The organism is Kribbella sp. NPDC043289 (assembly GCF_056436705.1).
Genome location: NZ_JBWKCB010000007.1, coordinates 249,310 through 267,363, shown reverse-complemented (window position 1 = coordinate 267,363; position 18,054 = coordinate 249,310). Strand labels below are relative to the sequence as shown.

Annotated in this window: 13 protein-coding genes; 8 read left to right on the top strand and 5 right to left on the bottom strand. The window is 68.8% G+C overall.

What is annotated here, in order from left to right; translation table 11 throughout:
* Positions 1 to 110: 110 nt before the first annotated feature.
* Positions 111 to 4,484 carry a S8 family serine peptidase gene (locus tag AC0662_RS34375; RefSeq protein WP_452203821.1) on the bottom strand — a complete coding sequence of 1,458 codons (4,374 nt, stop codon included), beginning with the start codon at positions 4,482 to 4,484 and terminating at the stop codon, positions 111 to 113.
* A gap of 299 nt (positions 4,485 to 4,783) precedes the next feature.
* Here AC0662_RS34375 and AC0662_RS34370 point away from each other — a divergent pair, with 299 nt between their 5' ends.
* On the top strand, positions 4,784 to 5,398 hold the full coding sequence (locus AC0662_RS34370; protein ID WP_452203820.1) for a winged helix-turn-helix domain-containing protein: 615 nt from the start codon (positions 4,784 to 4,786) through the stop codon (positions 5,396 to 5,398).
* A gap of 10 nt (positions 5,399 to 5,408) precedes the next feature.
* Positions 5,409 to 6,560, top strand: coding sequence for a threonine synthase (locus AC0662_RS34365; protein WP_452203819.1), 1,152 nt, complete (start codon positions 5,409 to 5,411; stop codon positions 6,558 to 6,560).
* 71 nt (positions 6,561 to 6,631) lie between these two features.
* Here AC0662_RS34365 and AC0662_RS34360 read toward each other — a convergent pair whose 3' ends face one another.
* Positions 6,632 to 8,620, bottom strand: coding sequence for an alpha-1,4-glucan--maltose-1-phosphate maltosyltransferase (locus tag AC0662_RS34360; protein WP_452203818.1), 1,989 nt, complete (start codon positions 8,618 to 8,620; stop codon positions 6,632 to 6,634).
* Positions 8,621 to 8,822: 202 nt separating this feature from the next.
* Here AC0662_RS34360 and glgP point away from each other — a divergent pair, with 202 nt between their 5' ends.
* Both glgP and AC0662_RS34350 read left to right on the top strand, forming a co-directional pair.
* Entirely contained in the window at positions 8,823 to 11,417 is a 2,595-nt protein-coding gene (gene glgP, locus AC0662_RS34355) for an alpha-glucan family phosphorylase (protein ID WP_452203817.1), read from the top strand.
* 349 nt (positions 11,418 to 11,766) lie between these two features.
* Entirely contained in the window at positions 11,767 to 12,432 is a 666-nt protein-coding gene (locus AC0662_RS34350) for a hypothetical protein (protein ID WP_452201658.1), read from the top strand.
* Positions 12,433 to 12,524: 92 nt separating this feature from the next.
* On the opposite strand, the gene AC0662_RS34345 is transcribed toward AC0662_RS34350, so the two are convergent.
* On the bottom strand, positions 12,525 to 13,391 hold the full coding sequence (locus AC0662_RS34345; RefSeq protein ID WP_478305880.1) for a transglutaminase domain-containing protein: 867 nt from the start codon (positions 13,389 to 13,391) through the stop codon (positions 12,525 to 12,527).
* Positions 13,391 to 14,242 carry a MerR family transcriptional regulator gene (locus AC0662_RS34340; RefSeq protein WP_452201654.1) on the bottom strand — a complete coding sequence of 284 codons (852 nt, stop codon included), beginning with the start codon at positions 14,240 to 14,242 and terminating at the stop codon, positions 13,391 to 13,393. Before AC0662_RS34340 ends, AC0662_RS34345 begins: the two co-directional genes overlap by 1 nt.
* 89 nt (positions 14,243 to 14,331) lie before the next feature.
* Between AC0662_RS34340 and AC0662_RS34335 the strand changes: the two genes are divergently transcribed.
* The 4 genes from AC0662_RS34335 (at position 14,332) to AC0662_RS34320 (ending at position 17,291) form a co-directional block, all read left to right on the top strand.
* Positions 14,332 to 14,967: a PadR family transcriptional regulator gene (locus tag AC0662_RS34335; RefSeq protein ID WP_452201652.1), complete on the top strand. Its 636-nt coding sequence runs from the start codon at positions 14,332 to 14,334 to the stop codon at positions 14,965 to 14,967.
* 79 nt (positions 14,968 to 15,046) lie between these two features.
* Positions 15,047 to 16,348, top strand: coding sequence for an alpha/beta fold hydrolase (locus AC0662_RS34330; RefSeq protein WP_478305878.1), 1,302 nt, complete (start codon positions 15,047 to 15,049; stop codon positions 16,346 to 16,348).
* On the top strand, positions 16,345 to 16,836 hold the full coding sequence (locus AC0662_RS34325; protein WP_452201648.1) for an RNA polymerase sigma factor: 492 nt from the start codon (positions 16,345 to 16,347) through the stop codon (positions 16,834 to 16,836). The genes AC0662_RS34330 and AC0662_RS34325 overlap by 4 nt, the downstream gene beginning before the upstream one ends.
* The gene (locus AC0662_RS34320; RefSeq protein WP_478305876.1) at positions 16,833 to 17,291 is read left to right on the top strand and encodes a hypothetical protein; all 459 of its coding nucleotides are present in this window, start codon (positions 16,833 to 16,835) and stop codon (positions 17,289 to 17,291) included. Before AC0662_RS34325 ends, AC0662_RS34320 begins: the two co-directional genes overlap by 4 nt.
* Here AC0662_RS34320 and AC0662_RS34315 read toward each other — a convergent pair.
* Positions 17,185 to 18,048, bottom strand: a complete 864-nt coding sequence (locus tag AC0662_RS34315) for an SGNH/GDSL hydrolase family protein (RefSeq protein WP_478305874.1) — start codon at positions 18,046 to 18,048, stop codon at positions 17,185 to 17,187. The two genes, AC0662_RS34320 and AC0662_RS34315, sit on opposite strands and share 107 nt — an antisense overlap.
* Positions 18,049 to 18,054: the final 6 nt, after the last annotated feature.

The window sequence follows — 18,054 nt, the reverse complement described above, 5'->3', positions numbered from 1 at the left end:
CAACGTCGGGGCGACTGGGGAGTTCTACATGTCGTTCCAGGTGCACAAACCTCCCCACAAGGCCTCGGCCCCGGACCGAGGTGGTCCGGGGCCGAGGGATGGGGCTGGGGTTACTTGATCGACTTCAGGGCGAAGTCTTCGGTGACGGGGGTGCCGGCGACCAGCTTGGTGGTGCGGGTCTGGGGCTTGTAGCCGTCCTTCGCGGCGATCAGGGTGAGCGGGTTGTTGCGACGGTCGAGCCAGTACGCGTACTTACCGTCCTTGTCGGTGATGAACGTGTAGGACTGCGCCCACGAGTCCACCTCGACGATCGCGCCCGGGAGCGGGGCGGAGGCGCCGGACGTGCTGACGCCCGTGACGGTGCCGAGCAGCTTGCTCCAGGTGTTCGGCGGAGTGACGTTCATCGTCACGCCGACCGCCGGGACGGAGTACGGCGTGTTCTCGCCGATCGTCACGGCGCCGCTGTAGGCACCCGGCTGGTCGACGCTGGCGTTCAGCGTCACCTTGACGGTCGTCGACTGTCCCGGGGCCAGGGTGACCTCGGTCTGGTCGAGCGACAGCCAGCTCACGTCGGCCGACGACTCGGTGCAGTCCTCGAGACCCGGCAGGGCCTCACTGTCCGCGGTCGCGTTGAAGCTGCCGGACGAGCCACCGATCTTGTAGAAGCCACACGCCGCACCACCGCGGTATCGCGGCAGGTTGGCGTTCGGCAGCGCGGACCAGGCCTCCGCCGACGGGTCGTACGCGAACCCGGCGTTGGTGACCGCACCGGCCTGGACACCGCCGACGACCAGCAGCTTCCCACCCGCGACGGCGTACGACGCCGCCCAGTGGTCGGCCGGAGCGTCCGCGATCGCGGTCCAGGAGTCGGCTCCCGGGTCGTAGACGTACGCGTTCTTCAGCGAGTTGGTGCCGTCGTTACCGCCGGCGCAGTACAGCTTGCCGTCGATGGCACCGCAGGACGCGAACGCGACCGACTTCGGGTAGTTCGCCAGCGTGTCCCACGCGTTGGCCGTCGGGTCGTAGCGGACGACCGTGTTGCTCATCGGGGTGCAGTTGGCGCTGGTGCAGCCGCCGACGGCGTACAGCTTGCCGTCGAGCACGGCCTGACCGGCCGCGGCCCGCGGGGCCGGGTTGGCGGCCAGTGCGGACCAGGCGTTGGCGGCCGGGTCGTAGGCCCAGGTCTCCGCCGCCGGGCCGGAGGCTCCCCAGCCGGAGCTGGCGACGATCTTGCCGCCGACGACACCCACGGTGATCGCGTTGCGGGCGCCGGGCAGCGGGGCGATCGCGGTCCAGGCGAGCGTGGCCGGGTCGTACACGTAGCTGTTCCCGGTCGACGCACTACCGTTGCCACCGGCAATCGAGTAGGTCTTGCCCTCGAGGCTGACCACCCGGTTGTCCATCACGCTGGCCGGGTAGTCGGCGATGTCGGTCCACGGAGCCGCCTGCGGCTGCGCGACGGCCGGCGCGGCGCCGGTCTTGCCCGACAGCATCCGGGCGAACGAGGTGTTGACGGCGAGCCGCTGCAGCGGAGCACCGACCCCGTTCTCCACCTCGGCCTTGGTGGTCTTGGAGCCGTTCGCGTTCTCCAGGACGAAACCGCTGTCCTTCTCACCGAACTTCACGTCGACGTCGGCACCGCCGGTGTTCTTGACGGTGAACGACTTGGTGACCTTGCCCGCCGGCAGCTTCAGGCTGCCGGTGATGCTGCCCGGCGTGACGGTCAGCTGACCGGCCTTCAGCGTGTAGTCGGCGGCCGTGGTCCAGTCCGCCTCGACCCCGACGGTCGCGGTCGAGCTGACGTAGTTGCCGGCCTTGGCGGTGAAGCCCTGGTTGCCGTCCGCGGACGAGTACAGCCAGTAGAAGCCGTCGTCCAGGCCGGTGTCCTCGGGCGTCGCCACGGTGGTCGCACTGTCGCCGCTGCCGTCCCGGGTGACGGTCGCGCCGTTCACGAAACCGCCGGTGTTGGCGTCCTTGACGTTGCCGACGACGATGCCGCCGCCGGTCGGCACACAGGTGATCTGGCTGCCGATCAGGACGTTGTCGACCTGCCACCACCATTCGTACGACGCGTCGTAGTAGTGGAACCGTACCTGGACCGCGGACTTGCCGGCCGCCTGCGGGATGGCGATCTCCTTGACGCCGCGGAGGTCGGCGGCCTGAGCGGCTACGTTGCTCCAGGTGGCGCCACCGTCGATCGACAGGTCGACGTCGGCCTTCTCACCGCTGAGGTAGTTCAGGTCCTGGTTGAACCGGATCACCGGAGCGGTGACCGAGCTCAGGTCCACGACCGGGCTGACCAGCGACGTGTCCTGCGACCCGCCACCGCCGTACTTGTCGCTGTCCACGACCGCGAACTTGCCGCTGCCGCCGGACAGGTTGCCCCGGTTGCCCGGGTCGTCGAACTTCCAGACCTGACCGTTGCCCTTGCCGTCGACCACGGTCCAGCCGCTCGGCGCGGCACCGGAGTCGAAGGTCTCGTAGACGCCGTCCGAGCCGAACTTGTAGCCGGGCGCCGTGGCGCACGAGTTCGAGTCGGCCGGAACGGTGATGTTCTTGGTCAGGTTGCCGCTGCCGACCGTGATCGGCTGGCTGACGGTGGTGTAGCCCGGGTACTTCGCCTCGACCTTGAGCGAGTACGCCGCACCGGACGGCACCTTCAGGCTGTACCGGCCGTTGCTCGGGGTGGTGTAGTCGAACACGCCACCCGGACCCTCGACCGTCACCTTCGCGTACAGCGGCCAGCCGTGGCCGGAGCCGTCCGTGACGGTGCCACCGACACTCACCTGCGGAGTGCTCTCCAGGGCGAAGTTCTTGGTGGTGGTCTGACCGGTCGTGATGGTCGCGGTGCTCGTAGCGGTCTTGTACCCGAAGGACGCGACCGTCAGGTCGTAGTCACCGGCCGGAAGGACCGACGAGAACGTGCCGTTGCTGCTGGTGGTCAGCGTCTTGTCGGGCTGACCGGCGGTCTTGATCGTCACGCTCGCGCCGGCCAGCGCCGCGCCACCGGTGGCGGCGGTGACGGTGCCGGACAGCGTGCCGGTGTCGCCGATCGGCGCGGCGCCGACCAGCGCCAACGCGTCCAGGCGGCCCTGACCGAAGACGTTGTTGTTCGCGTCGGTGCCGCCGCACTGGCTGTCCGGCGTGTCGATCGCGGTCTGGTTCAGCAGCGCGCGGGTGGCGGCGACGTCACCCTTGAGGGTCGGCGAGGCGGACCACAGCAGGGCCACGGTGGCCGTCAGGTGTGGCGTCGCCATCGACGTACCGTTGAACGCGCCGTAGGTGTTGCCCGGCAGGCTGGAGCGGACGTTGACACCGGGGGCCGAGATGTTCGGCTTGATGGTGCCGTTCTGGCCCGCACCGCGGCCGGAGAACGACGCGATGTTGTTGTTGATGTCGTAGGCGCCGGCCGAGTAGTTGCTGGTCAGGCTGCCCGGCGAACCGGAGCTCTGACAGGCCGAGCCGCTGTTGCCGTTGGCGAACGCACCGAAGATCCCGGACGCGGTCCAGGCCAGGGTGATGTCCTCCATGAACGGGTCGTTCGACGGCAGCGTCGAACCCCACGAGTTGTTGATGACGTTCGGCCGCTTGCTCGCGTCCGGGTTCTGCCCGGCGAGGTCGGTCGGCTCGAGCATCCACTGGCCGGACGTGATCAGCGCGGCGTCGCTCGGGCAGCAGCCGTTCGCGGCGATCCACTTCACGCCCGGGGCGACACCGATCTGGTTGCCTGCGCCGTCGTCGCCGACCATGGTGCCCATCGTGTGGGTGCCGTGGCCGTTGCCGTCGGACGGTGCGTTCGGCGAGGTGCCGGCCGCGTCGAACCAGTTGTAGTTGTGGTCGAAGGTGCCGTCACCGTTGTTCCCGCGGTACTGGTGCACCAGCGCCGGGTGGTCGTACTGCACACCGGTGTCGATACTCGCGACGACGATGCCTTCGCCCTTGTCGCCGTACTGCGACCAGACCTGGTTCGCCTTGATGTTCGCGACGCCCCACTCGACCGACTGGATCGCCTTCTCCTGCTGGCCGGGCGTGACCTTCGGTACCTCGATCTGGACCGGCGCGTAGAGGCCCTCGACCTCGCTGTGGGTGGCCAGGTTCTGCGCCAGCGCCAGCGATCCGCTCTCGATCCGGATCGCGTTCGTGCCCCAGAACGACTGGTACTTCACGTGTTGCGCGTCCAGCTCGGCACGGATCTTCGCCTGGCTGTCCGCGGCGGCCTTCTTCAGCGCGGCGGCGACCGCCGTACCGCGCTCGTTCCAGTTCGTGATCCTGCTCGCGGCGGTCAGGTCGGCCTTGGTGCCGAACCGGACCCAGTAGTCCGTCGCGGCCTTGGCGTCCTTGCCGTCGAGCTTGGACATCAGCTCCGGCTTGATCTTGGCGGCCGGTGACGGTGTGGCTTCGGGTTTGGTGGGCGGTGTCGCCTGGGCCTGGCCGGCGGCGGCCATCCCGGTCGCGACGACGGCTGCCGCCGCCAGGACACTCACCAGCGATCTGGCGAGTCCCCTTCGTGGTTGATGTGACATCTCTGCAGCCCCTCACTTGAAACGACCCCGAGTCGACTCCCCCGAGTCATCTGCTGCAGGAGGGCGCGGACACGCTGCGTGCCCCCCGGGCTGCGGCATGTGACACCGCAAGCCTGACGTGGAATCTATGTGTCAGAACAACGTGGTAACAAGCACAGTTGGTGAGCAAGATGTGACTAGCTGTCGCGCCGATCGAGGCAACGTGGGCAAACGTTGGCAGTCCGTTGACGATCCGAGGCAGATGTTGACATCGTGACCAGATGGTCACCGCCCGTGTCCCCGCCCCTGCGGACGTCGATCTGACCAGCACCGGACGTGAGTCGTTCCCGCTCCTGATCGCGGTCGCGGCCTCGGCTGAGCAACGCGTCCAGCTGGCCGAGCTCGTCGACGACGTCGCCCCGTTGCTGCTGGTCTCCAGCCTCGACGAACTGCGCAAGCTGCTCGTGCCCGCGCACCCGCCACCACCGGCCGCGCCCGAGCAACCCGATCCGTCGGAGCCCGACACGGTCGAGGCCACCACGGTCGCGGCGGCCGGCGCCCGCGACCACCCCGAGGCCGACGTACTCGCGATCGATCGGGGCCGGTCGGTCGCCCGCTGGCGTGACCGGGAGATCCCGTTGACCGAGCTCGAGCACGATCTGCTCACCCGGCTGATGTCGGTCCCGCTGCGCGTCTGGTCGTACGACGCCCTGCACCACACCGTGTGGCGGGACCGGAACATCCGCGGTACCGCCGACGTGCACTCGGTGGTGAAACGCCTGCGCCGCAAACTCGACGAGCTCGGTACGACGGTCACCATCGACGCCGTTCGCGGGATCGGGTTCCGGCTCACCGATCACCAGCGCCCGACGATCACCGATCTGCGCGCGGGGTAGTTTCTCGGGAGTGACCTTCTCTGCGCTGAGCCATCTCGAGTGCCCTCGTTGTGGAGCCACCCACGACGCCGACCAGATCATCGGCCTGTGTCCGTGCGGATCACCGCTGCTCGCGAGGTACGGCGTACCGACTCTGCAGAAGGAGGACCTGGCCGCGCGGCCGCCGGACCTGTGGCGGTATCACGAGCTGCTGCCGGTGCGGTCGCCCGACAACGTGGTGACGCTGGGGGAGGGGATGACCCCGCTACTGCCGATGCCGCGGTACGGCGCTGAGCTCGGTGTCGACCGTCTGCTCATGAAGGACGAGGGGCTGATCCCGACCGGGACGTTCAAGGCCCGTGGTGCGGCGGTCGGGGTGTCTCGCGCGTACGAGGTCGGCGTCCGCAAGATCGCGATGCCGACGAACGGGAACGCCGGCTCCGCGTGGGCGGCGTACGCGGCGCGGGCCGGGATGGAGGCGCTGATCGCGATGCCGATCGCGGCCCCCGAGATCTGCCGGCGCGAAGTGACCGCGGTCGGCGCGCGGCTGCAGTTGATCGACGGGCTGATCGGCGATGCGGCGGCTTATGTGCGGACCCAGGAGGGGTACTTCGACGCGTCGACGCTGAAGGAGCCTTATCGGATCGAGGGCAAGAAGACGATGGGCCTGGAGATCGCCGAGCAGCTGAACTGGCAGCTGCCCGATGTGATCGTGTACCCGACCGGTGGCGGGGTCGGGATCATCGGCATCTGGAAGGCGCTGAACGAGCTGCTCGAACTCGGCTGGATCGAGGGTCCGTTGCCGCGTTTGGTCGCGGTGCAGTCGACCGGCTGCGCGCCGATCGTCCGCGCGTGGGAGAAGGGCCTGCCGGAGAGCGAGCCCTGGGTGGACGCACAGACCGTTGCCTTCGGCATCACCGTCCCCAAGGCCCTCGGCGATTTCCTGGTGCTCCAGGCGCTCGCGGAAACCGGCGGCTGCGCGATCGCGGTCGACGACGCCGACATCCTCGCCGAACTCCACACCGCGGCCCGCCTCGAAGGCACCTACATCTGCCCCGAAGGCGCCGCCAACTTCGCCGCCATCCGATCCCTCCGCGCCACCGGCTGGATCCACCCCGACGACCAGGTAGTAGCCCTCAACACCGGCGCCGGCCTCAAATACCCAGAAACCGTCCCTCTGTAGGCGGTTGGGCCCCGAGGTTGGGAAAGAAGAGGTCACTCAGTGACGTTTTCTTTCCCAACCGTCAGGTCGGATCAGGCTTGGCCGCGGCGGACGGCGAGGATGTGGGCTGGTTCGGCGTTGGGGTCGAGGCGGATGTAGTTGCTTTGGCCCCAGCGCCACGTCGCGCCGCTGATCTCGTCGTACACGGTGAAGGTGTCCTCGGGGCGCATGCCGAGGGCGGCCATGTCGAGGTGGACCATCGACTCGCGGACCGAGTGCGGGTCGGTGTTCACGACCACGATCACGGTGTCGCTGTGGCCGTCCGGTGCGGTCGAGCGCTTCGAGAAGCACATGATCGCCTCGTCGTCGACCGAGTGCAGGGTGAGGTTGCGCAGCTGCTGCAGCGACGGGTGGCGGCGGCGGACGTTGTTCAGCAGCGTCAGGTACGGCGCCAGCGAGCGCCCCTCGGCCTCGGCGGCCGCCCAGTCGCGCGGGCGGAGCTGGAACTTCTCGGTGTCCAGGTACTCCTCCGAGCCGGGCCGCAGCGCAACGTGCTCGAACAGTTCGTACCCGGCGTAGACACCCCAGGCCGGCGAGGACGTGGAGGCGATCGCCGCGCGGATCTTGAACGCGCCCGGACCGCCGTACTGCAGGTACGCCGTGAGGATGTCCGGGGTGTTCACGAAGAAGTTCGGCCGCAGGTAGTGCGCGCTCTCCTCGGTGAGCTCCTGCAGGTACTCCTCGAGCTCCCACTTCTCGTTGCGCCAGGTGAAGTAGGTGTACGACTGGTGGAACCCGACCTTCGCCAGTTCGCGCATCATCGGCCGCCGGGTGAACGCCTCGGACAGGAACACCACGTCCGGGTCGGTCTTGCGGATCTCGCCGAGCAGGTACTCCCAGAAGTTCACCGGCTTGGTGTGCGGGTTGTCGACCCGGAACACCGTGACGCCCTTGGAGATCCACAGCTTCACGATCCGCAGTACCTCGGCGTAGATGCCTTCGGGATCGTTGTCGAAGTTGATCGGGTAGATGTCCTGGTACTTCTTCGGCGGGTTCTCCGCGTACGCGATCGAGCCGTCGGCGCGGACCGAGAACCACTTCGGGTGTTCCTTCACCCACGGGTGGTCCGGCGAGGCCTGCAGCGCCAGGTCGATGGCGACCTCGAGACCGACCTCACGGGCGCGGCCGACGAAGTACTCGAAGTCCTCGAAGGTGCCGAGCTCGGGGTGGATCGCGTCGTGCCCGCCGTCCTCGGAGCCGATCGCCCACGGCGAACCCGGGTCGCCCGGCTTCGGGTCGAGGGTGTTGTTCGGGCCCTTGCGGAACGAGTGGCCGACCGGGTGGATCGGCGGCACGTAGAGGATGTCGAAGCCCATCTTCGCGACGGCCTCGAGCCGGTTCGCCGCGGTCCGGAAGGTTCCGGACTTCCACTCGCCGGCTTCCTCGTCGTACTCCGCGCCCTCGGAGCGCGGGAAGAACTCGTACCAGCTGCCGTACAGCGCACGGGTCCGGTCGACCCACACCGGGTAGGTCTCCGACGACGTGATCAGCTCGCGCACCGGGTAGCGCCCGAGGGCCGACCGTACCTGCGGCGAGATGCCCGCGGCCAGCCGTGCCTCCGGCGGCAGCGCGCCGTTCGCCAGCGCGTGCGCGGCATCGCTCAGCGTGCCACGGTCCGCGCGGACGGCGGGCGGTACGCCGGCTGCGGCGCGATCGAAGAACGCGGCGCCCTCGGCGAACATCAGGTCGACGTCGAGCCCGGCCGGCACCTTGATCTCGGCGTTGTGCCGCCAGGTCCCGTACGGGTCGCTCCAGCCCTCGACCGCGAACGTCCACGCGCCCTGCTCCTGCAGGGTCACGTCGACGGTCCAGCGGTCGGAGCCCTGACCGGCCGGCGTCATCAGCATCCGTCTGGTCTGTCCCGACGGCGAGGTCAGTACGACGTTCGCGTTCACCGCGTCATGGCCTTCTCGGAAGACCGTGGCCGCGATGGTGAACGTCTCGCCGACCGCGGCCTTCGCCGGATACGCTCCGGCGTCGACTGTGGGGGTGACGTCGGTGATCGGGATGCGCCCAGTCATGGCGTGGATGAACTCCCTGGCTGATGTGATCTGCGAAACGTGCAGATCCGGCGGACGGGTGAGTAGGTCGAGGTCTACAGCCCTGACGTTATCGGTTCCCAGTACCTCGCTGTGACATGCCGGACTGCAAAATCTTGCTCGCGTTGCAAGATCGATGCATGCCGAGGGTGTTCTCCGGCCCCCGGGCCGGTACGGTGTCCCGGTGCGAGCGATACGACGATTCTCCGTCCGCCCTGTCCTGCCCGAGCCGCTGACCGGTCTGGGCACCCTGGTGAACAACCTCCGTTGGGCCTGGCACCCCGAGACGCAGGACGTCTTCGAGGCCGTGGACCCGCAGCTGTGGCGGAGCACCGGCGGTGACCCGGTCAAGCTGCTCGGCGAGGTACCGGCGGCCCGGCTCGACGAGCTGGCCAACGACCACGCTTTCCTGCGCCGGCTGGAACTGGCAGTAGCCGACCTGGACAGCTATGTGACCGAAGACCGGTGGTTCCAGACCGCGGGCGGTTCGCCGCTCGACGCGGTCGCCTACTTCTCCCCGGAATTCGGCATCACCCATGTGCTCCCGCAGTACTCCGGCGGTCTCGGCATCCTCGCCGGTGACCACCTGAAGGCCGCGAGCGACCTCGGCGTCCCGCTGATCGGTGTCGGTCTGCTGTACCGGCACGGCTACTTCGCGCAGTCCCTGAACCGCGAGGGCTGGCAGCAGGAGCGTTACCCCCTGGTGGACCCGGACGGGCTGCCGATCAGCCTGCTGCGGGATGGTGACGCACCGGCGACCGTGACCCTGACGCTGCCCGGCAACCGGCAGCTGCACGCGCAGATCTGGGTCGCCCAGGTCGGCCGGGTGCCGCTGCTGATGCTCGACTCCGACATCGAGGAGAACGAGCCCTCCGAGCGCGAGGTCACCGACCGGCTGTACGGCGGTTCCACCGAGCACCGTCTGCTCCAGGAGCTGCTGCTCGGCGTCGGCGGTGTGCGCGCGGTCCGTACGTACTGCCGGATCACCGGTCACGCGGCGCCCGAGGTGTTCCACACCAACGAGGGCCACGCGGGCTTCCTCGGCATCGAGCGGATCCGCGAGCTGGCGACCGACAAGGACCTGGACTTCGACACCGCGCTCGAGGTCAACCGTGGTGGCACCGTGTTCACCACGCACACCCCGGTGCCGGCCGGTATCGACCGGTTCCCGGTCGAGCTGATCCAGCAGCACTTCTCGCCGGACGTGTTCGGCCCGGAGGTCCCGATCGAGCGGATCCTCGAGCTCGGCGCCGAGGACTTCGAGGGCGGCGACCCGGCGCTGTTCAACATGGCGATCATGGGTCTGCGGCTGGCGCAGCGCGCGAACGGCGTGTCCAGGCTGCACGGTGTGGTCAGCCGCGGGATGTTCGCCGGGCTGTGGCCGAGCTTCGACTCGATCGACGTCCCGATCACCTCGATCACCAACGGCGTGCACGCGCCGACCTGGGTGGCGCGGGAGATCCACGACCTCACCTACGCGAACTACACCGCCGACGGCGACTCCGTGTTCGAGGGTCTGGACAAGACCACGGACGCGCAGATCTGGGAGACGAAGCGGCTGCTCCGCCAGCGGTTCATCGACGACACCCGGTCGCGGGTCCGGCAGTCCTGGCTGAACCGCGGGGCCAGCGACGCCGAGCTCGGCTGGGTCGACTCGATCCTGGACCCGGACGTGCTGACGATGGGCTTCGCCCGGCGCGTTCCGTCGTACAAGCGGCTGACGCTGATGCTGCGCGACCCGGAGCGGCTGAAGGCGCTGCTGCTGCACCCGGAGCGTCCGGTGCAGATCGTCATCGCCGGCAAGGCGCACCCGCACGACGAGGGTGGCAAGAAGCTCATCCAGGAGATGGTCCGGTTCGCCGACGACCCGGAGGTCCGGCACCGGATCGTGTTCGTGCCCGACTACGACATCGCGCTCGCGCAGCCGATGTACCCGGGCTGCGACGTCTGGCTGAACAACCCGCTGCGTCCGTACGAGGCGTGCGGCACGTCCGGCATGAAGGCCGCGCTGAACGGTGCGCTCAACCTGTCCATCCGCGACGGCTGGTGGGACGAGTGGTACGACGACGAGTTCGGCTGGCCGATCCCGTCGGCCGAAGGCATCGAGGACACTGACCGGCGTGACGACCTCGAGGCGCACGCGATGTACGACCTGATCGAGAAGCAGGTCGCGCCGCGGTTCTACGACGGTGAGGTCCCGGGCCGCTGGATCGAGATGCTCCGGCACACCATCAAGGAGCTCGGGCCGAAGGTGCTCGCGACCCGGATGGTGAAGGACTACGTCGAGCAGCTGTACGCGCCGGCGGCGCAGTCGTCGCGGTCGCTGAACTCGACGTACGAAGGTGCTCGCGAGCTGGCCGGGTGGAAGCAGAAGGTCCGCGCCGCCTGGCCGCAGATCCGGGTCGACCACGTGGAGCTCCAGGGTCTCGGCGACGTCCCGCAGTTGGGGACGACGGTCGGGATCCGGGCGTTCGCCGCGCTCGGTGACCTGGCGCCGTCCGACATCTGCGTCGAGGTCCTGCACGGCCGCGTCGACACCAACGACGAGATCACGGACCCGGTCCGCGCGTCGCTGGCGCTGGCGGAGACCTACGAGGGCAACCGGCACCGCTACGACGGCGAGCTGAAGCTGGACCGCACCGGTCCGTTCGGTTACACCGTCCGCGTCGTCCCCAACCACACCGGCCTCGCCAGCGTCGCCGAGCTCGGCCTCGCGGCCGGCCCGTCCGACCCCGACGACCCGGATTCCCCCGACCTCCCCGCCGGCTCGGAGTTCTGAGCCACCCCCCCAGAAAAGACACGCCCCCGCCTGCCTCACCAGGCGGGGGTGTTTTTGTGCGACCGGCAGCTCGACAGGAGGTGTCCGCCGAACGGCGACCCCGCCACGCTCAGCGGCCACGCCGATCCCGCCCAATCCACCAACACCTCCTGTCGAGCTGCCGATCAACCCGACCGACGAGCGAGCCGCGCTCGAGATCGCCTCGAGTTCCAACGCACGACCTTGCTGATGAAATGTGGCGGGCTGATAGCTCGCCGACGACGTACCTGCGTCCCTCGTTCTGAAATTGCAGGTTGTTGCAGGCATGCTTGGTCTTCCGCAGCGCTGTCGTCGTCGTAGGTTGATGTGTATGCGCTTGGTCTGGGGGATCGCGGCGGCTGTTGTGCTGCTGGTGGGGTGTGGTTCGGAGGTGTCGTCGGGGTCGCGGCCGTCGCCGTACCTGAGTGCTGAGTGGGACACCCCGGTGCCGTCCGCGAGGAACGGGACGCCTGGGCCGCCGACGGTGCCGGCTACTACCCCGATCGCGGTGCCGCATCGGACGCCGGCGCCGCAGGAGGCGTTCCAGCAGTTGACGGTCGATCGGTTGAAGGTGGCGGACAAGGCGCTGCCGGTGACGGCCGGGCAGGCGCAGGTGATCTTCTCCTGTGACTACGAGGCCAACAGCGCGCAGGACAGCGCCAGCGGCGCCAACCGGCAGAACCCGCCGGGGGAGAATCGTGGGCCGAACGGAGGCGACCGCCTCGCGCCGGGGACGCTCCTCAACGGCGGGAAGTACTTCACGGATCAGAACGATCCTGACGTCTATCTCGAGTACTACAAGGAGACCTACACCCAGGACGCGTGGCCGACACGTCACGTGATGACGATCTTCCGCGTCCCGAAGGAACGCCTCACGCGAGCGAATCTGGTGAACTCGCGCAACGAGTACGCCAAGGGGTGCTCCAACATGCTGGTGTGGTTCGACCCGCGAGTCGTGAAGGTCAACCTCTACGCGCCGTGGCCGGTGACTTTCTGAGCGCTGAGCATGCCGTAGGCAACCAAAGCGGCGGCCAGGGCGGTGCGGTCAGAGCGCTGCCCGGGACGCCACGGGTTCGAAGGCTGAAGCAACTACACGTCCAGCCAGGCGAACGGGCCGCCGGCGGGGGAGGTGACGAAGGAGCGGCCGGCGAAGGTCAGCCTCGCGTCGGTCCGGTACAGGTCGTTGACCTCCTTGGTCGCCGTCTCGTCTCCGTTGTCCGAGGCAACCATCAGCTCGGCGATCCGGTCGATGAGCCCGAGGTCGCCGTCCAGTGTGTCGGACATCGCGCCCCAGTTGTCCCACAGCAGCAACTCGTCGCCGTTCAGATGCGCCAGCTGGTAGCAGACGTAGTTCCGGACGAACCAGCCGCCGTGCAGCCGGAGCGGCGCGTTCGGGTTGGGGTCGGCGCCGAACTTGTCCGCGTCGAGTTCGCCGGCCCGGTAGCCCAGCCACACCTCGGCCGCCGATCGGAACGGCCCGGCCGGCATATCCGCGACGTCGAAGGTCAGGTCCGCGTGCGCCGGGTCCATCTGCGCGTCGATCATCACCCAGCGCTCGCCGTTCCAGTACTCCGCAACCACGTGGTCGTGGTCGAACCCTTCGGCGAAGTAGTTCCCGAAGCCGACGCGGCTGCGCGCCGGGATCCCCTTGTGGCGCAGGACCGACACGAACAGCAGGGTGTAGTCCCGGCAGCAGCCGACCACCCGGTCGACGGGCTCCCGCGGTACGGCGAGCGCCGTACCGTTGCGCTTCTGGTCCGTGTCCAGGATTGCCGTGACGTAGCGGCTGTCGATCTCCGACAATCGTTCGCCGGTGAACTCGATGCCGCCGGCGCGGTAGTGGATCAGCAGGTTCCGCACCACAGCGGCGATCCCCGGGATGTCGTCCGGCAGCGCGTCGAAGAGCGCCGCGTGGGCGCCGGGGTCGCTGAACCGGGTCTGGCGTGTGTAGTCCATCAGAGCTTCCTCTCGAGAATGGGCAGGGCGACGTCCATGGCCGGTTCGTCGCGGGGGATGAGCTGGCAGTCCGGGAGGTACACCTCGCGTGGCGGACCCGCTTCGGGGAGGCCGGCGGACCGGGCCCAGTCGTAGACAAGGTCGTAGGCGAGCATGATCCGCGGGTAGGCGCACTCGTTCATCGAGAGCGTGCAGTACGCCTCCCGGTGCGCCGGTTCGACCCGGATCCCGATCCGCCCGGACGGATCCACCAGCCCCTCGAACGGAACGCACACCTCGACGGTCGCCTCACCCTCGGGCGTGACCGCGCCGTGGTAGATCACCCAGGACCCCACGTCCGCGGTCGCCCCGGCGGCCCGCAGGTACGCCGTGATCTCGTCGGTGCACGTCACGATGATCCCGATCAGCAACTGCTGGTTCGTCTCCGCCCGGATCGTCGCGATCTTCGTCGCCGGGACGTCCCGGGTCAGCACCGGGCGCGGCGCGAGGCCCGACGTACCGGATCGGGACAGGCGGTCGCGGAGGTAGTCGAGGGTGGCTCGCCGGGCCGCGGTGGTCGCTTCGGAGGCGGCCCACCAGCGGTCCAGCCGGATCATTGCCTCCTCGTCGGTTCCCGCGAGCACCTCGGCGATCGTGGTCAGCGGCATGTCGAGTTGCCGCAGCACGCTGATCCGCCGGGCCCGCTCCAGTTGCGCCTCGTCGTACCAGCGGTAGCCGTTGACCGGGTCGACGCGGGCCGGCGCGAGCAGTCCCGACACGTCGTACAGGCGGAGCGCCTTGTGTGAGAGGCCGGTCCGGCCCCCGAACTCGCTGATCGTCAGCTCGCCCTGGGTGTCTCGTGTGCCGGTCATGGACGTCAGTGAACACCCTGCCCCAGGGGCAGAGGGAAGTTTCGCGGCCGGGGTTGTGTTAGTGACGGTAACGATATATCGTTAGTGTCATGAAGAATATCGAGGAGGACAGTATGAACACCCCCAACGAACTCAGAGGCCGCCGAGGCGGCCATCACCACCCCCGGCGCGGCGGACCGCGTCCGGGCGAAGGCATGCCGATGCACCGCGGACGCGGTGGGCGGGGACCAGGGCGCGGCGCGGGCCGCGGCCGAGCCCCGCGCGGCGATGTCCGAGCGGCCGTCCTGATGCTGCTTGCTGAGGAGCCGATGCACGGCTACCAGTTGATGCAGGCCATCGCCGACCGCAGCGGCGGGCGCTGGACCCCCAGCCCCGGCGCGATCTATCCGACCATCAACCAGCTGGAGGACGAGGGCCTGGTCACCGTGACCGCGGAGGCCGGCCGCAAGCTCGTCACGCTGACCGACGCCGGTCGCGAGTTTGTCGAAGGGCGTCGGGAGACGTCGCTCGACCCGTTCGCCGGGTTCGCGGGCGCTCAGCCCGGGGCCGACCTGCGCGGACTGCTCGAGGAGCTGCATGCAGCCACTCGGCAGGTCGCTCGCAGTGGCTCCGAGGAGCAGCGTGCCGCGGCCGCGAAGATCCTGGCCGAGGCTCGGCGCTCGCTCTACCTGCTGCTCGCCGACGCCCCCGTAGTGCCCGAGACTCCGAAGGACCCCGAAGACTGAGACCTGCATCACGCAGGGGAACGTCTCCACCGCACGACTCCTCTTCGCAGATGTCACGCACATCTGAGGAGGGGCCGGGATGGAGTCTCGAAGAATCGCCGCGGGCGCGCACGTCCTGCTTGCGGCAGTGCACATCTACTGGGCGACAGGCGCGGTCTGGCCGGCGTCCACCGAGCGATCGCTCTCGCGAGCGGTCCTCGGCTGGGAGGTGTCATTCGCTCCCCAGGTGGTCCTACCGCTGGCAGCGCTGCACCTGCTGCTCGCGTTCGCAGTACTCCGGTCCGATCGATCGGCAATCGCCAGATTCGTAGTAGCCGGCCTCGCAGCAGGCTTGGCCGCCAGAGCCGCCCTCGGCCTGGCCTGGGTCTTCAGCGACACGGGTACTGCGTTCTACTGGCTCAACCTGTTGCTCTACACACCGGCCTGCATCACTCTCTGCGTAGTAGACCTCAAGCTGCTGCGAGCACGCTGGCTGAAGGTCAGCGTCGTGACGGTGCCAGTAGTAGGTGTCGTTGCCCTCTCGCTGATCGCCTACGTCTACCAGCCGACCGAGCAGCCCAGCGCGGCGACCACGGCCGACGACAGGTACGTCGACACTCCACTGGCGCGGGTGCACTACCTGCAACGCGGCACCGGATCACCAGTGGTGCTCTTGTCACCCGGCGCCGCCCCAGCCTCGGCCTGGAACACCGAGCTCTCGGCCCTGGCGCACGACCACACTGTCTATGTCGTCGACCTGCCAGGACAGGGCGAGACCCGTCTGCACGACGAGCGCTTCGCCTTCGATCTGAACGGCATGACCGACGCCCTCGGCCAGTTCCTCGACGCCGTGCATCTCCGGACCGTCGCACTCGGCGGCAACTCGTGGAGCGGCGGCTGGGGACTCGCCTACGCGCAGCGGCACCCGGAGCGGGTCAGCAAGCTCGTGCTGCTCTCTCCGTCCGGTCTGGACGAGCGGGACGTGTGGAGCTGGGAGATTCTCAAACAACCACTCATCGGCGAGGCCCTCGCCAAACTGGCCACGAGACGCGGCATGGTCGACGCCGCGGTTCGTGGCCTGTTCGTGCACCAGAACCTGGTCACTCCGCAGCTCGTCGACCAGATGTGGATCCCCGGAACGTATCGTGACAACGTGCGGTCCATGTACGCGCTGGAACGCGGCCTCGACTGGAGCGCGACCGAGCACGCCCTCCCGTCGACCCGGCAACCGACGCTCGTGCTCTGGGGCGACCACGACACCGTGCTGCCGGTCGACCAGGCCGCGCGCTTCGGAAAGCTGTTGCCCAACGCAACCGTGCACGTGTTGCCCGGCTGCGGTCACGCACTCACCGTCGACTGCGCGGATCAGGTGACCCCACTCGTCTCGGCCTTCCTCGGATGATCGAGGAACACCAGGTCCGGGCGGCCCAGCGCGGTGACACCGTCGCGATGAACGAGCTGCTCGACGAGCTCACGCCGTACGTCGGGAAGATCTGTGGGCCGATCGCGCTCGCCGACGGACCCGATGCGGCGCAGGAAGCGCTGATCGCGATCTTTCGTGGGCTGCGTGGGCTCGAGAACCCGGCGGCGGTCTTCGGCTGGGCGCGCGCGATCGCGGTGCGCGAGGCGGTCCGGGTCGCGCGCCGCGGGCAGCGGCAGCAGCCGGCCGAGCTCGCGGAACTCCCGGCCGCGGACGATCCGCAGCTCGCGGTCGACGTACAGGACGTGCTGCGGCGGCTCTCGCCGGAGCATCGCGCGGTCCTGGTCCTGCGGGATCTCGAAGGAATGGACGAACAAGCGGCAGCCGCGGTGCTCGACGTCCCGGCGGGTACGGCGAAGTCGCGGCTGCACCGGGCCCGGGCGAGTTTTCGGAAGGCGTGGAGATCATGACGGCGAACTGGCCACAAACCGAACTGACGGACGTCGAGCGGTTCCGTGCCCTCGCGGCGGGTGTGCCGGGTGCCACGGTGACCGAACGCGTGCTGCCGGCCGAACCCGATGAGGTGAAGGCGATGCTGGCCGACTTCGAGGTCTTCGCCCGCGTTCAGGCGGATTTCGTCTCGGCGACGGTGCTGGAACGCGACGGCGACCGCGTCGTCGTGCTGGCGAAGGGAAAGCGCGGCCAGCGTGCGCGACTGAGCGGTCAGTTCCGGCCGGGATGGTGCTGGCTGCAGAGCCGCTTCCTGATCATCGGGATGGCAGTCGCCGCCGAGCCGGGTGGTGGGACACGTGTCGCACTCACCGGAGGCATTCGGGTGCCAGGGCGTGCGGCGATTGTGCCGATCGGAGTCCAGCGGGAGAGCACGAAGACGCTGGACCGTTTGGAGCGTCTACTCGGGCCGTGAGTACGCCGCTGGGCAGCGCGGCGAGCAGAGCGTCCGCGTGGCGCCGGTAGCCCAGGTTGTTGGGGTGGAACGCATCCGGCGCGAGCATGCCGCGCCAGGGCGGCCGCGCGTACCGCGAGACCTCGGCAACCGGCAGTCCACGGGACGCGGCCGTGTTGCTGATCATCTGGTTGATGCTGGACACGTACGGGCTGACTGCGCCACCGATCCGCCAGAGCCGGTCCGGGACAGTCAGGTCCATGACGACCGACGAGGAGGGCAGCCGATCGATCACCTGACTGAGGTGGTCGCGGAAGCGCTTGGGTGGCGTGGCGAGGATGTCGTTGTTGCCGATGCCGCAGGTGACGAGTGCAGGCGTCAGTCCGTCGAGCAACGGGAGCTGGTCGTTCAGGACGTGTTGGGTCTGCGCACCGGAGCGGGACAGGTTCAGCACTCGCCATGGCGTGCCCTTCCGGCGCAGTGCGTTCAGTACCTGGCCGACGTACCCGTGGAGTGGGGACGACGCGCCCAGTCCCTGCGCAGTCGAGTCGCCCAGGACGACCCAGAGCGGTCCGTCGGCGGAGTGGGCCTCCGAGTTCTGGCGGGTCCAGTAGTCGGCGTACGTGCGCGCTTGGACGTCGACGTACGCGACGCCGTCGACCCAGCGCTGGATCGCCAGCCGGGAACTGGTCCGCTCGGCCTCGCCCCAGCGCATGATCGCGTGGTGCAGCGCACCGATCGGTGTGGTCCGTTCACGCCCACGCCGCAGCAGAAACATCGGTCC

Excerpts from the sequence above, each read along its gene's own strand:
- AC0662_RS34370 (WP_452203820.1), top strand. The coding sequence starts at position 4,784 with ATGGTCACCGCCCGTGTCCCCGCCCCTGCGGACGTCGATCTGACCAGC.
- AC0662_RS34320 (WP_478305876.1), top strand. The coding sequence starts at position 16,833 with ATGACGGCGAACTGGCCACAAACCGAACTGACGGACGTCGAGCGGTTC.
- AC0662_RS34315 (WP_478305874.1), bottom strand. The coding sequence starts at position 18,048 with ATGTTTCTGCTGCGGCGTGGGCGTGAACGGACCACACCGATCGGTGCG.
- AC0662_RS34325 (WP_452201648.1), top strand. The coding sequence starts at position 16,345 with ATGATCGAGGAACACCAGGTCCGGGCGGCCCAGCGCGGTGACACCGTC.
- AC0662_RS34330 (WP_478305878.1), top strand. The coding sequence starts at position 15,047 with ATGGAGTCTCGAAGAATCGCCGCGGGCGCGCACGTCCTGCTTGCGGCA.
- AC0662_RS34345 (WP_478305880.1), bottom strand. The coding sequence starts at position 13,391 with ATGGACTACACACGCCAGACCCGGTTCAGCGACCCCGGCGCCCACGCG.
- AC0662_RS34335 (WP_452201652.1), top strand. The coding sequence starts at position 14,332 with ATGAAGAATATCGAGGAGGACAGTATGAACACCCCCAACGAACTCAGA.
- AC0662_RS34340 (WP_452201654.1), bottom strand. The coding sequence starts at position 14,242 with ATGACCGGCACACGAGACACCCAGGGCGAGCTGACGATCAGCGAGTTC.
- AC0662_RS34360 (WP_452203818.1), bottom strand. The coding sequence starts at position 8,620 with ATGACTGGGCGCATCCCGATCACCGACGTCACCCCCACAGTCGACGCC.
- AC0662_RS34350 (WP_452201658.1), top strand. The coding sequence starts at position 11,767 with ATGCGCTTGGTCTGGGGGATCGCGGCGGCTGTTGTGCTGCTGGTGGGG.